Here is a 13,256-nt window from a genome sequence, read left to right as displayed (position 1 = left end):
TATTCCTTTCCCTTTGCCCTTACTTTACAGTTTGTGTAGCACGGTTTTTTGCAAGAGATGAACATTCAGCCATAACGGCAGAAGCACGTGCTATCGGATTTGTCAAATAAAAGTCTTTAATCATAGACGTAAATGTTTGACTCTCGAGAGAGGCTGTCTTTGAACCAAGTGCCTTAAGATCATTTATATTAGAAGGCGCTATATCATCAACAGCACAAAGATGTGGATAATCATTAAACAAGCATTGTCTTAATTGAGAAAGAGAATCAAAAGGTAGTCTTTTTCCTAAAATATCTGATAAAGCACGCAAAATAGCCCAATCTTCTTTCGCTTCACCTGGCGCAAAACCAGCTCGATTTGTCATTTGAACACGCCCTTCTGTATTCACATAAAGCCCTGACTTTTCAGTGTAAGCAGATGCAGGTAAAATAACATCGGCAGCATGTGCACCATTATCACCATGACTACCAATATAAACTATAAAAGTTTTCGTATTGGCTAATTCTATTTCATCAGCACCAAGCAAAAATAAAATTTCACAGGTTTTAATGATATTTGCAACCCCAAACTTAGAAATAAAGCCTATGTCTAATCCTCCAACAACCGATGCTGCATTATGAAGAACCCCAAATCCATTCCAATTCTCACTAAGAGCACCAATATTATCAGCTAATTTAGCGAGGCTTTGTAAAACAGATAAACCTTCATTTCCTGAAATAGCCCCTTCTCCAATAAGAATAAGAGGCCTCCTTGCGTCTTTTAAGACATTTAAGAAAGCATTCTCTCCACGAATAAGCGCAGTTAATGCATCACTACCAGATCCAAGATAAGAATAAGGATAACGTAAATCGGCTTCCTCTCCGATTAATGCAATAGGAAAATTTCCCATCCGTTGACGCTTTAAAATACGGGCATTTAAAACAGCAGCTTCATAACGTGGATTAGACCCCACGATAAGTAGTGCATCAGCCTGTTCAATACCCGCAATTGTAGGATTAAAAATATAACTTGAACGTCCAAATTCAGGCGATAAAGCAACCCCTCTTTGACGACAATCAAAGAGCGTTGAACCCAATGAAATCAGTAATGTTTTAAGGGCATACATTTCTTCAACAGAAGCAAGATCCCCAGCAATTGCTCCAATTTTTTCTGGCGAAAATTGAGAGATCACCATTTTAATTTTTGTAAAAGCTTCTGTCCAGCTAACAGGTTGAAGCTTTCCATTTTTGCGCACATATGGTTTATCAAGCCGCTGAGTACGTAATCCATCCCAAATAAAACGCGTTTTATCAGAGATCCATTCCTCATTTACATCTTCATTGGTACGAGGCATAATTCGCATAACTTCACGACCGCGGCTATCAATACGAATAGCACTGCCAAGCGCATCCATTACATCAATTGATTCCGTTTTTACCAATTCCCACGGACGAGCATGAAACGCATAAGGTTTTGAAGTTAAAGCCCCCACTGGGCAAAGATCAATAACATTTCCTTGTAATTCAGAAGTCATAGCTTTTTCAAGATATGTTGTAATTTCAGCATCTTCACCACGACCGATTAAACCGAGCTCAGAAATACCTGCAACCTCTGTTGTAAAACGAACACATCGTGTACAATGGATACACCGTGTCATAACAGTTTTAACAAGAGGCCCAATATATTTATCTTCTACAGCACGTTTATTTTCTGTATAACGAGAACAATCCCGCCCATAAAGCATTGCTTGATCTTGAAGATCACATTCTCCCCCTTGATCACACACAGGACAATCCAAAGGATGATTAATGAGAAGAAATTCCATAACACCTTCACGTGCTTTTTTTACCATCTCCGTATTGGTAAAAATCTCAGGCGCTTCACCGTTAGGCCCTAAACGTAAATCACGAACTCCCATAGCACAAGAAGCTTGAGGTTTGGGAGGACCACCCTTAACTTCAACCAAACACATGCGACAATTTCCAGCAATTGATAAAAATTCATGAAAACAAAAACGCGGTATTTCTGCTCCAGCTGCCTCAGCAGCCTGAAGCAACGTATAATAATCGGGAACCTCAATCTCTTTTCCATCAACTTTGATATTTATCATCAGCCATCCAACCTGCGGACAATCCACTTAAAATTTGCATTTGGTTGCTCTTAAAAAAATCTTTTATCCCACTACTTCCAAAGCAATATTTTTTCTCTGCACGACATTTCGCGTATATTCATCAATTCTACGCTCGATTTCTGGACGAAAATTACGTATTAACCCTTGCACAGGCCACGCTGCAGCATCCCCAAGAGCGCAGATAGTATGCCCTTCAACCTGTTTGGAAACCTCAAATAAAAGATCAATCTCACGCCTTTGCGCTCTTCCCTCAACCATACGTCCTAAAAGGCGCATCATCCACCCCGTACCTTCACGACACGGTGTACATTGACCACAACTTTCATGTTTAAAGAAAGCAGCTATACGCCAAATTGCCTTTATAATATCCGTTGATTTATCCATAACAATCACACCACCTGTACCAAAAGAAGATCCAACATCTCGCATTCCATCAAAGTCCATAACTGCATCAACCATATCCTCTCCACGAACAACTGGACAAGAAGCGCCACCTGGAATAACAGCTAAAAGATTATTCCATCCACCACGAATACCCCCTGTATGTTTTTCAATTAATTCACGGAAAGAAATACCAAGAGCTTCTTCAAAGGTACAAGGAGCATTAACATGACCAGAAACCATAAACAATTTCGTTCCAACATTATTTGTCCGCCCAATTGATGAAAACCACGAAGCACCTCGACGTAAAATCGTTGGAACAACCGCTATAGATTCTACATTGTTTACTGTTGTTGGACACCCATAAACCCCCATATTTGCAGGAAATGGAGGTTTGAGACGAGGTTGCCCTTTTTTCCCTTCAAGACTTTCGAGAAGAGCTGTTTCTTCCCCACAAATATAAGCACCAGCTCCATGATGAATAATAATATCGCAAGCATGACCATATTTCGTTTTTTTGCCAAGCAAACCCGCTTCATAGCATTCATCCACAGCAGTTTGAAGCGCTTCACGCTCACGAATATATTCACCACGAATATAAATAAAAGCGACATTCGCTCCCATTGCAAAAGTAGCAAGCGCACATCCTTCAATCAAAGTATGGGGATCATGCCGTAAAATATCGCGATCTTTACATGTCCCAGGCTCTGATTCATCAGCATTGACAACCAGATAATGAGGCCGACCATCATTTTGCTTTGGCATAAAAGACCATTTCATTCCGGTAGGAAAACCAGCACCACCACGACCGCGTAAACCTGAAGCCTTCACCTCATCAATGATCCAATCACGACCTTTATCAATAATCTCTTTCAGACCACTCCAATGCCCACGCAACATTGCAGCCTTTAATGATTTGTCTTTCAAACCATAAATATTGGTGAAGATACGATCTTTATCAGCTAGCATACCCTACCTTTTTTTCTATTGCCTGTAGCATTTTTAGCTTTTCCTCAAATGCAGTCTTTAAAAAATTTCTTAAAACTTTCTATTTTTAATTAAATGTTGTTATAATATGACTGAAATTATTAAATATCTTTTCAAAAAAAAACTTAACTAAGATTCCATTTCCTTATTATTATTTTTTTTTAAAGACCTGAGAGATGTCCTTTTTTCTTCATCATCAATAAGAGATGTTAAACCACTAATTGGCTCTGACGATTTACGACTATTTTGCGGACCAACAGCTATCTCAGAACCTTTTCCCGCTTCAAATGCATCAATAATTTCTTCAAGACGTTCTGCTGTGAGATCTTCATAAGTATCTTTAAAAATCATAACCATGGGAGCATTAACACAGGCCCCAAGGCACTCTACCTCTTCCCATGACAATGTTCCAGCCTGATTGGTTGCAAAAGGTTCATGATGAATTTTTTTCTGACAAACTTTAATCAATTCATCAGAACCACGTAACATACAAGGTGTTGTACCACAAACTTGAATATGCGCTTTTGTTCCAACCGGCTTAAGTTGAAACTGAGTATAAAAAGTAGCAACTTCTAAAACACGAATATACGCCATAGAAAGAATTTGAGCGATATGTTCAATTGCAGCACGCGTCACCCAACCATCTTGCTCTTGCGCACGCATTAATAACGGAATAACAGCCGATTGCTCACGTCCTACAGGATATTTTTCTATAGTATTTTTTACCCATATCTGATTTTCTTTTGTAAAAGAAAACTCTGCGGGCTGATAAACATCATCTGCAAGACGGCGTACGGACATTAGCGATCAACCTCCCCAAAAACAATATCAATCGAACCCAAAATAGCTGTAGCATCCGCCAACATATGGCCTCGGGTTAAAAAATCCATAGCTTGCAGATGAGCAAACCCAGGAGCACGCAACTTGATACGATAAGGCTTATTGGTTCCATCAGAAACAAGATAAACACCAAACTCACCCTTTGGAGCTTCCACAGCAACATACACTTCTCCAGGAGGGGTATGAAAACCCTCCGTATAGAGTTTAAAGTGATGAATCAACGCTTCCATTGAGCTTTTCATTTCGCTCCGCTTCGGTGGTACAATTTTACGATCCAAACTTGAAACGGGTCCATTCTTTTCAACACCAAGTAATCGTTCTACGCATTGACGCATAATTTTCGCCGATTGACGCATTTCTTCCATACGAATAAGATAGCGATCATAACAATCACTATTTTTACCTATAGGAATATCAAATTCCATTTCATCGTAACATTCATAAGGCTGACTTTTACGTAAATCCCATGACACACCAGCTCCACGGATCATAACGCCAGAAAAACCACGGGCCCAAGCCTCATCAATACTTACAACACCAATATCTACATTACGCTGCTTAAAAATCCGATTTGGTGTCACAAGCGCATCAAGCTTACCAAGAGAAACAAGAAATGGATCAATAAAATCACCAATGTCCTCAACTAAAGATTCTGGTAAGTCTTGGTGTACACCACCAGGACGAAAATAATTTGCATGAAGACGAGCACCACAAGCGCGCTCATAAAAAATCATCAATTTCTCACGTTGTTCAAATCCCCAAAGCGGAGGCGTCAAAGCACCAACATCCATTGCCTGTGTCGTTACATTCAGCAAATGATTAAGAATACGCCCAATTTCAGAAAACAAAACACGTATTAATTGCCCTTTTTTAGGAACTTCAATATCCAATAACTTTTCAATTGCAAGAACAAAAGCATGTTCTTGATTCATAGGAGCAACATAATCTAAACGATCTAGATAAGGACCCGCTTGAAGATAGGTTTTTGTTTCCATTAATTTTTCTGTGCCTCGGTGCAATAACCCAATATGTGGATCTACACGTTCAACAACTTCACCGTCCAACTCCAGAACCATGCGCAAAACTCCATGCGCTGCAGGATGCTGCGGACCAAAATTGATATTAAAGTTTCGAACATTGACCTCAGCCACACTCAACCCCTTGCTTAAAAAAACTTTATATCAAATATAAAAAATCTTTATCATATTCAAAATATTTAATTATTAAGAAGTACACTATTCTAATATAATACCTTATCAAAACCAATATTATTTTTTCTCATCTGTTTTTCCATCACCTGGTAAAATATATTGCCCACCTTCCCAAGGAGAAAGAAAATCAAAATTACGCATCTCTTGCCGCAAAACTACAGGTTCATAAATCACCCTCTTTGCTTCATTATCATAACGGCATTCAACAAATCCTGTTACAGGAAAATCTTTGCGCAAAGGATATCCTTCAAATCCATAATCTGTTAGAATCCGTCTCAAATCCGGATGATTTGAAAACAAAATCCCATACATATCATACGTTTCGCGTTCATACCACTCTGCTCCAGGATAAACCGCACAAGCTGAAGCAACAGGAGTATTTTCGTCAGTACGAACTTTAACACGTAAACGTAGATTTTCGCGAGGAGATAACAACTGGTAAGAAACATCAAAACGCTTATCGCGAGAAGGATAATCTACACCGCTAATGTCTGTAAGACTAATAAATTGACAACGAGAATCATCACGAACAAACATTAAGACATCGGTAATTGCATCAAGACGTGCCACAATGGTCAATTCACCAAAAGCCAGAACAGTCTCTTCAAGTTTATTTCCTAACTTATTTTCCAAATAAGCAGCAAGCTCAACTAATGATTCATCCATCATGACAAGAACACTCTCTATCGTTCTATGGATCCGGTACGACGGATTTTCTTCTGTAACAATAATATGCCGTATAATAATGCCTCAGCTGTAGGGGGGCATCCTGGAACATAAATATCGACAGGCACAATACGATCACACCCACGTACCACTGAATAAGAATAATGATAATACCCTCCACCATTTGCACACGATCCCATAGAAATCACATAACGAGGCTCTGGCATCTGATCGTATACTTTTCTTAAAGCAGGCGCCATCTTATTTGTTAGAGTACCTGCCACCACCATCACATCTGACTGACGGGGTGAAGCTCGTGGTGCATATCCAAAACGCTCATTATCATAATGAGGCATTGAACATTGCATCATTTCGATAGCACAACAAGCCAAACCAAAACTCATCCACATTAAAGAACCGGTACGTGCCCAAGTAATTAACGCATCTGCCGAAGTAATTAAAAAACCCTTATCTGATAATTCAGCATTAATATCACGAAAAAACTCATCATCAGATCCTATCAACTTACCAGTATTGGGATCGATGACTCCTTTTGGTTTTGGAGCTATAATCGTTGAATTATTAGATCTTAATTCCATTCAAGAGCTCCTTTTTTCCATTCATATATGAACCCAATAGTCAAAATCGCTAAAAAAATAATCATCGACCAAAAGCCAAACATACCTATCGATTCGAATGAAACAGCCCAAGGGAAAAGAAAAGCAACTTCAATATCAAAAATAATAAATAAAATTGATACCAAATAGAAACGAATATCAAACTTCATACGCGCATCACTAAATGAATTAAACCCACATTCATAAGCGGATAACTTTTCAGGGTCAGGAGAGCGATATGCTACAATGTAAGGTATAATCAATAAAACTCCAGCAATAATTGCTGAAACAATAATAAAAATCAAAACTGGTAAATAAGAGCTCAATAAATAAGCCATAACCCTCTTCCCTCGTAAAAAAATGCCTGAGTTTAACACAATTACTCGATATTGCGAAATCAAACAGAAAAATTTAATAATCGCTCTATTAATCCTGCCCATACTGCTTCAAAGGCATATATAGAGCGATATTCCTCTTACTGGTTTAGGTAATGCAGAGCAAAGAAAGACGCAAGCCTTATTATCATAAACCACATATAAAAAGGAAAAAAACATAATTTACCCCCTCTCCTGCATGCAACTCACAACACACGGATATCTTAAAAAATTCTAGAAGAAAAAATGAAATGGCGCGAGTGACGGGGCTCGAACCCGCGACCTCCGGCGTGACAGGCCAGCACTCTAACCAACTGAGCTACACCCGCGCAATCTTTTGAACCAATTTATTTTTACAAACGGTCGTGTAAGGCGTTCATTTGTTTATGTCAAGAAGGATTATGCATTATTTTAAAAAAATTATCAAATATCATCTTTATCCTTGCGTTTAGAAAAATTATTCCTTAAAGAGGATTCATTCGATTGCTAATCATGACATTGGGCGATTAGCTCAGCTGGTAGAGCGCCTCGTTTACACCGAGGATGTCGGGAGTTCGAGTCTCTCATCGCCCACCATTCAATTTTATGTCTTTATTAATTTATTGATTCTTCATATGTTCTTTGAAGTTAAGGGATTTGTAAATAAAAGTTTGGGAATAGGATTTTGTGACATGCTTCTACAAAGGGCACACTTCATGGAGTTGTTTATAATATTTCTTTTAGGTTTGCTAACGCTTGGATAAGATACTATTGCTCTAAACAATGTGCTAACAGTTTTACGGCTCAATAAATTAGGAAGATTTAGTTGTAAAGTTTTTTCAACAAAAAAAGCGTTATTAATATATCTAATTTCTAATCACCTCTATAAGAGATTTTAAACTGTTGATACAAATTTTACTCATTTTAGCTAAATAGTGCATTATCTAAATAGCGCAAAATATTACTAGCTAACAGATATTTCATCGTAATTCTAGCTGGATTTTTCAGTTTTTTCTATGTCTGCAAATCAGCCATTCTTTTCAAGCTATCCTTTAGCTGTACTAGACATCTAAATATTTTTTATTAAAAAATTAAAACCTTTCAAATTTTAGCCTCAACACAAAATTACCTTGAATATTCTTGAGAATGCATACAATTCTCGCAAGTTTATCTCCCATAAACTGCCAGAACAATAACATTTTCTGTACGAAAATGATTTTCAGAAATTTTAAAAATATTGCTTTGTCAAAAATTTTTAGACAGAAAAATGAAATGATAAATACCATATTTGCCGTTCATTTTTTCAGAAAGAGTTATTATGTTTAAAAGCAAAGTTATTAGATAAGACACTAAAAGAATTAATTTATCAAAAATTATTTTGCTTAAAACTTAAATAATTTTATAAAAAAACGCTTTAGAATGTGTATTAAAATGATTGACCTTTTGCAAGAAGTTTGTCAAAAAGCATATCTGATTTGGAGGGGTGGCCGAGCGGTTTAAGGCACCGGTCTTGAAAACCGGCGTGCAGGAGACTGTACCGTGGGTTCGAATCCCACCCCCTCCGCCACAGCACTTTTATCATGCTTGTAACTTGTCTGTAGCTTGTTGTAGCTTGACGCCAGGTTTTGTATATTTTGCCACTAGGTTTTGTACCAATTTATTTTTTCTCAAAAAGTTTTTAAGGTGTTCTCAAAGGGTCTTCAAAGACCTTTCAAAGATCCTTTAAAGCCTCTTTTCTTTTCTGCTCAAAATCGCAATTTGAGATGATCAATCAAATTGACTGATGATTTTTCTGTATCCTAAGCACATTATTCAAGGATATTATTAAAAAGAGAAGCGTTTAAGGAATTCGGTCAACTTGACCCAATTGTTCTTCAGTCTACAATTGTGCAATGTTTGCACTATTGCTTCTTTCAGCAATTGGTGCAACTTGCACCTATTCCTCTAAATGCCCTTTATCATCGATCAAAGGGTCAACTTGTCCCTTTGATTTTCTGTCACTGAAGAGTTTTCTTTTCTCCTGTTTCCTTTCCTTCGATTGGTGCCTCAAAGGTGATTTCTGTTGTGTATCCGCTTTGTTTTTCATAGCTGTGGGTAACGGTTGCGGCTTTCCATGGTCCATTGATTTCTCCACGAAACCCTTGTAGGAGCAGAGGTTGATCAGCCATGATTTCAGGGCGTCCGGGAAGGGTCAAAGAACCACTGCCCACTGCATGGCAAAGCCTATCCGACTCAGAGGCAGCGGCAGCTCGTGCTTCCTCTTCACAAGGGTAGCAAGTCCGCAGACGACGCACAGGACCGCTAAAACCTGTTTGATGCTTGACTTGGCACTGTTGCCCTTTTGAACGATCAAAATAAGAAGCTTCAATGATGCCGTATTGCGTGCGTGGCTCTAATGTGAATTCCCAGCTTGAACAGTCATGTTTATGGAGGGTGAGGTCTGGTAAATTGTCCCCGCTTAAAAATAAAAACTTATGGTCTTTGATTAAAAAACGCGCACGCATGCGGTCCGCAAGACGGGTTAAAAAGTCAACCGCCGATTGATCGGTGCGCACCACATAAGGAAGAATTTGTTTGGTAAATTGGGGACTGACCTTTGCTTGATAGCCATGGCGTTTGGCAAGTGTCTCGACGATCTCGCTAATGGTTTGGTGGTCAAAATGTTCACTCGCCTGTTCTTTGAGTTCTTTCTGCATCGAAGCGCTTTTGCCACAAAGGCGTAAAATCTCTCCATCACTCCCACCAAAACTGATAACCGCCTCAACAACAAAACGCCCCATAAAGGCACGAATACTGTTCTCATAGCCAAAGATAACCTGTAGAGTACTGTTGCTTGCAGGAACTTCTAAATCATGGCCACTATCATCAAACTCGGCTTCAAATGTATCGGTTTCATTGCCTGCATGATCGGTGATGGTTGCCGTTAAAAGACGCTGGTAAAAAACCTCATGAACAAGCCTCTCCCCCACCCTCACCTCAATAAAGGGATGTGTACGCATTAGTCCCATAGCCTTTTCACCACGCTGTTCTTTTCTTGGCAGACAAACTCAGGCAGAATGACTTTTAAGCCTCGTGGCAAAAGAGCTCCATATCCTGCAATACCCGGATTGGTTTCAAGTGTAGCTTCTAAATACCCTTTAAGGAAACCAACTTGAGATTTAGCTCCTAACACAGCCATGGCATGTTGAAAGCAGAGGAGATCAAGACTCATATCCTCTAGTGTTACAACAAGGTGCTTTTCTGGTATCTTCATAGCGTTTGCCCCCTTTGATCATAGCCCACTTGGAATTGCCCTTGCGGTTTTCCGCCATCAAAAAAGGGCAAGAGACTGATCGCATAGCGAATGCGTTGTGATTGACCGGAGCGGCTAATATAGTCGTGGTCTTTCGTGATACTGGTGATCACCACAGATCCATGGAGAATAGCACTATAGCCATTATCACTCAGCCAACGAATCATCTGAACGGGCCTGGCGGCATGAATGGTTCTGGTGATGGCATCAAGAGCTGCACGGTCTCCAAATTCTTCTGGAAACAATACCCCGTGGATGGTTTTGGGATCATTACCATAACCAGTAAATTGCAAACCGGGCGGCCTGCCAAAACGCTCTAGGCAAACCCATGAGGCAGAGAACTCTTCCTCAAAGGATTGGAAATTCAGCCAGTCCACATAAAAGAGATGGGGACCTAACATCATCAAAGGATCTCTCATAAGCTCCCTCCCCTCATTTTGTCATTATTCTGTCCCGCCATGCAGCGCATTGGCGCGTGCCCGTTGTAAAGCATGGGCAACCGCACGACCGGTGGCAATGGGATCACGCGCCCCATTAACATGCACTGTGACATTTTGATTGTGGGTGATGGGGGAGCGGTCTTTGTTTTTTGCTTCTATGAAAGGAACATTTGCACGCCCCGCCCCCGCAAATTGTGCTATAGGCTGGATTGACGTTTTGCCCCCCAAAAAACTTGGCAAAAGCTCTCTTACATCAATGGATCCAATCCACCCCTTAATGCGGCTGGGCAACGATTTACAAAAATCTGTCAATTGTGAGATGGATGACATAAAGCCATCGACAATCCAATGGGCCAGATCTTCGCCAGCTTGTTCCATACCAGCCTTGGCATCTTCAGAGAGTTTTTCGCGGGCAAAAAAGCCACTCAACCATCCCCAAAAATCAGAAAGCCTTTGTTTAAAACCCTCCCATAAGCTTGCAAAGCTTTGGGAAACAGAGGCAAGCCCTTGTTTAAACTTTTGCCAAGCTTGAGAAAAATCAAAAGCAGCAGCAATGATGTTTTTCCATTGGGTGATGGTAGTGGGATCAGCACCAAAAAAACGCATAACGGCTTCAAAGGCACGCCCAAAAGCCCGCATGATCCCCCGTGCAAAACCTTTAACAAAAGAAGAGAAACGATCCCAATATTTCCACAAAGCAAAGCCAGCCGCCATAATGACAGCCACAACAGCTGCAACCAAAGCCCCTATTGGGCTAAAAACAGCCCCCACAACGGCGGCAATACCGGCCCCAACCATTTCTATTGCTGTTCCAACAAAACCAAAGCTACTCACCAATGCTGCACCTGAGACGGCTACTCCCCGAAACGCAGCCACCAGTAAAGTCATGGGGCGTAAGAGTTTGAATGAACTTGCCCCAAGCCCTGCCATCAATAACTTCAAGGAACGCCCTGAAGCTGCTAAGCCCCGCCAACTTGCCTTCAGCGTGCGGCTCACACCACCAAGTTTAATAAAAGAGCTAATTAATTGAAGAAGCCCAAGGCGCGTCCCAGCAAGAGTAAAACGCAACACACGCAGAGCAATATTAAAAGCCATCAGGGCGGCAATGGTTTTGAGAATGACAGCCGTTAAAGTTGGGTGCGCATTGGCCCACGCCATTAGCCCATTGACAAAACCACCAACACTGTCCATGAGACTGTTCACATGGGGCAAGAGCACTTCACCAATGGTGACGCCTAAAGCCACAATACGGTTTTGCAACAGTTCAAATTGCCGCATGGCACCGGTTGCTTGTTTGTCGGCTTCTTGTTCTACAGAGCCTTTAAAGACTTGTGGATCTTTTACAAACTCTAAAGCTTGCCCTAACAATTCGGGGTTCCCCACCAATTTGGCAAAATCGCCGGTAAAATCCCGCCCCGCAATGGCAATCAGGGAACGCATCCCTTGTTCGGATTGACCCAATACATTAAAAAAGCGCACCAAAGTACCGGTGGCATCTTTCTCCAAATCTTCCATGAATTTCTGGCGGGAAAGCCCAATATTGGTAAAAGCATCCTCAATATGCTTACCTCCTGCCTGAATACGGGCACTCATCGCATTGAAACCACGTGCAGCACTCTCTGGAACAATCCCAGCAGAAATCATCGCTGTACCAAAAGCTGCAGTTTCGCGAGCTGTCAGTTTAAACATGGTTGCCGCACCGGTGGCACGATTGGTAAAATCAGAAACTTCACTGGCCTTTGCTGCCATGTGATTAGAGAGATGATTGATAGCATCCCCTAAATCTTCAATGCCTGCTTGATTAAGCTTAAAGACATTGCGCAATTTGGCAAAGCGCTCACCAATCTGCTCCCCAGTCATATCAAAAGCCACGGCCGCTTTGGCAGCATAAATGCTAAAAGCCTCGAGATCTTGTTCACCAATGCCTGCTTGGCTAGCACTGGTCATCAATTCTAAGACTTCACGCGCAGCCAAGGGGATTTTTGTGGAGGTCTCAAGGGCAAAACGACGCAATTCTTTTAAGCGATCAAGAGAGGCATCCAGAACTTTTTCCAAGCCCTTCATCGATTGGTCAAATTGCATGGCTTTATAAAGAGGGGCAATCAAGGTGGCGGTTTGCGCAATCGCCCCCACCATGCGCCCACGCGCATGGTTAAAAGCATTTTCTGCATTGGCTGTTGCTTCGGCAAGATGCTCAGGGTCAAACCACCCTTTAAAATGTTTTCGTGTTTGTTGTTGGAAATGCGCAACATCGGCACTAAAGGCTCTTAAGTCTCGTTTGGCAGAAGCGATCCCCTCTTGCAGATGATTGACAAAACGTACAACAAGAGAAACATCCATGATCGCATCTTATCCTAAC

At 40.8% G+C, this 13,256-nt stretch carries 11 protein-coding genes and 3 tRNA genes; 2 read left to right on the top strand and 12 right to left on the bottom strand.

Translation table 11 applies throughout. The features are described from left to right. Positions 1–19 precede the first annotated feature (19 nt). The 8 genes from nuoG to MCY_RS01595 all read right to left on the bottom strand — a co-directional run bounded on the left by nuoG (position 20) and on the right by MCY_RS01595 (position 7,515). Positions 20–2,089: an NADH-quinone oxidoreductase subunit NuoG gene (gene nuoG, locus MCY_RS01630; RefSeq protein ID WP_007346628.1), complete on the bottom strand. Its 2,070-nt coding sequence runs from the start codon at positions 2,087–2,089 to the stop codon at positions 20–22. A gap of 63 nt (positions 2,090–2,152) precedes the next feature. Further along, a complete protein-coding gene (gene nuoF, locus MCY_RS01625) occupies positions 2,153–3,460 on the bottom strand; it encodes an NADH-quinone oxidoreductase subunit NuoF (RefSeq protein ID WP_007346627.1) in 1,308 nt (435 codons plus the stop codon). Positions 3,461–3,607: 147 nt separating this feature from the next. After that, positions 3,608–4,279, bottom strand: coding sequence for an NADH-quinone oxidoreductase subunit NuoE (gene nuoE / locus MCY_RS01620; RefSeq protein ID WP_007346626.1), 672 nt, complete (start codon positions 4,277–4,279; stop codon positions 3,608–3,610). Continuing rightward, positions 4,279–5,469, bottom strand: a complete 1,191-nt coding sequence (locus MCY_RS01615) for an NADH-quinone oxidoreductase subunit D (RefSeq protein WP_007346625.1) — start codon at positions 5,467–5,469, stop codon at positions 4,279–4,281. Before MCY_RS01615 ends, nuoE begins: the two co-directional genes overlap by 1 nt. Before the next feature lie 117 nt (positions 5,470–5,586). Next, positions 5,587–6,198, bottom strand: a complete 612-nt coding sequence (locus tag MCY_RS01610) for an NADH-quinone oxidoreductase subunit C (RefSeq protein WP_007346624.1) — start codon at positions 6,196–6,198, stop codon at positions 5,587–5,589. A 14-nt stretch (positions 6,199–6,212) separates the two neighbouring features. After that, positions 6,213–6,794: a NuoB/complex I 20 kDa subunit family protein gene (locus tag MCY_RS01605; protein WP_007346623.1), complete on the bottom strand. Its 582-nt coding sequence runs from the start codon at positions 6,792–6,794 to the stop codon at positions 6,213–6,215. Beyond that, positions 6,785–7,150, bottom strand: a complete 366-nt coding sequence (locus MCY_RS01600) for an NADH-quinone oxidoreductase subunit A (protein WP_007346622.1) — start codon at positions 7,148–7,150, stop codon at positions 6,785–6,787. The genes MCY_RS01605 and MCY_RS01600 overlap by 10 nt, the downstream gene beginning before the upstream one ends. 288 nt (positions 7,151–7,438) lie before the next feature. Beyond that, a tRNA-Asp gene (locus tag MCY_RS01595) sits at positions 7,439–7,515 on the bottom strand. A gap of 171 nt (positions 7,516–7,686) precedes the next feature. Here MCY_RS01595 and MCY_RS01590 point away from each other — a divergent pair. Together MCY_RS01590 and MCY_RS01580 are read left to right on the top strand one after the other, a co-directional pair. Next, positions 7,687–7,762, top strand: a tRNA-Val gene (locus tag MCY_RS01590). A gap of 880 nt (positions 7,763–8,642) precedes the next feature. Next, positions 8,643–8,732, top strand: a tRNA-Ser gene (locus tag MCY_RS01580). Between the two features lie 430 nt (positions 8,733–9,162). On the opposite strand, the gene MCY_RS01575 is transcribed toward MCY_RS01580, so the two are convergent. Genes MCY_RS01575 through MCY_RS01560 form a run of 4 tightly spaced genes read right to left on the bottom strand, consistent with a single transcriptional unit; the run spans position 9,163 to position 13,237 of the window. Then, positions 9,163–10,173 carry a phage late control D family protein gene (locus tag MCY_RS01575; RefSeq protein ID WP_050979853.1) on the bottom strand — a complete coding sequence of 337 codons (1,011 nt, stop codon included), beginning with the start codon at positions 10,171–10,173 and terminating at the stop codon, positions 9,163–9,165. Continuing rightward, positions 10,164–10,418, bottom strand: a complete 255-nt coding sequence (locus MCY_RS01570; protein ID WP_007346620.1) for a tail protein X — start codon at positions 10,416–10,418, stop codon at positions 10,164–10,166. The genes MCY_RS01575 and MCY_RS01570 overlap by 10 nt, the downstream gene beginning before the upstream one ends. Further along, positions 10,415–10,876, bottom strand: coding sequence for a phage tail protein (locus MCY_RS01565; protein ID WP_007346619.1), 462 nt, complete (start codon positions 10,874–10,876; stop codon positions 10,415–10,417). The genes MCY_RS01570 and MCY_RS01565 overlap by 4 nt, the downstream gene beginning before the upstream one ends. A 24-nt stretch (positions 10,877–10,900) precedes the next feature. Beyond that, on the bottom strand, positions 10,901–13,237 hold the full coding sequence (locus MCY_RS01560) for a phage tail tape measure protein (protein WP_007346618.1): 2,337 nt from the start codon (positions 13,235–13,237) through the stop codon (positions 10,901–10,903). Between the last annotated feature and the right edge of the window lie 19 nt (positions 13,238–13,256).

The sequence above is a fragment of the Bartonella rattimassiliensis 15908 genome (genome assembly GCF_000278215.1).
Taxonomy (GTDB): Bacteria; Pseudomonadota; Alphaproteobacteria; order Rhizobiales; family Rhizobiaceae; genus Bartonella; species Bartonella rattimassiliensis.
The sequence above is the reverse complement of the archived record's forward strand: the minus strand, read 5'-3'. Positions and strand labels throughout refer to the sequence as shown.

Bases quoted from the DNA above. Each gene is read 5' to 3' on its own strand.
- MCY_RS01605 (WP_007346623.1), bottom strand. From the start codon at position 6,794: ATGGAATTAAGATCTAATAATTCAACGATTATAGCTCCAAAACCAAAA.
- nuoF (WP_007346627.1), bottom strand. From the start codon at position 3,460: ATGCTAGCTGATAAAGATCGTATCTTCACCAATATTTATGGTTTGAAA.
- MCY_RS01610 (WP_007346624.1), bottom strand. From the start codon at position 6,198: ATGATGGATGAATCATTAGTTGAGCTTGCTGCTTATTTGGAAAATAAG.
- MCY_RS01560 (WP_007346618.1), bottom strand. From the start codon at position 13,237: ATGGATGTTTCTCTTGTTGTACGTTTTGTCAATCATCTGCAAGAGGGG.
- nuoE (WP_007346626.1), bottom strand. From the start codon at position 4,279: ATGTCCGTACGCCGTCTTGCAGATGATGTTTATCAGCCCGCAGAGTTT.
- MCY_RS01570 (WP_007346620.1), bottom strand. From the start codon at position 10,418: ATGAAGATACCAGAAAAGCACCTTGTTGTAACACTAGAGGATATGAGT.
- nuoG (WP_007346628.1), bottom strand. From the start codon at position 2,089: ATGATAAATATCAAAGTTGATGGAAAAGAGATTGAGGTTCCCGATTAT.
- MCY_RS01565 (WP_007346619.1), bottom strand. From the start codon at position 10,876: ATGAGAGATCCTTTGATGATGTTAGGTCCCCATCTCTTTTATGTGGAC.
- MCY_RS01600 (WP_007346622.1), bottom strand. From the start codon at position 7,150: ATGGCTTATTTATTGAGCTCTTATTTACCAGTTTTGATTTTTATTATT.
- MCY_RS01575 (WP_050979853.1), bottom strand. From the start codon at position 10,173: ATGGGACTAATGCGTACACATCCCTTTATTGAGGTGAGGGTGGGGGAG.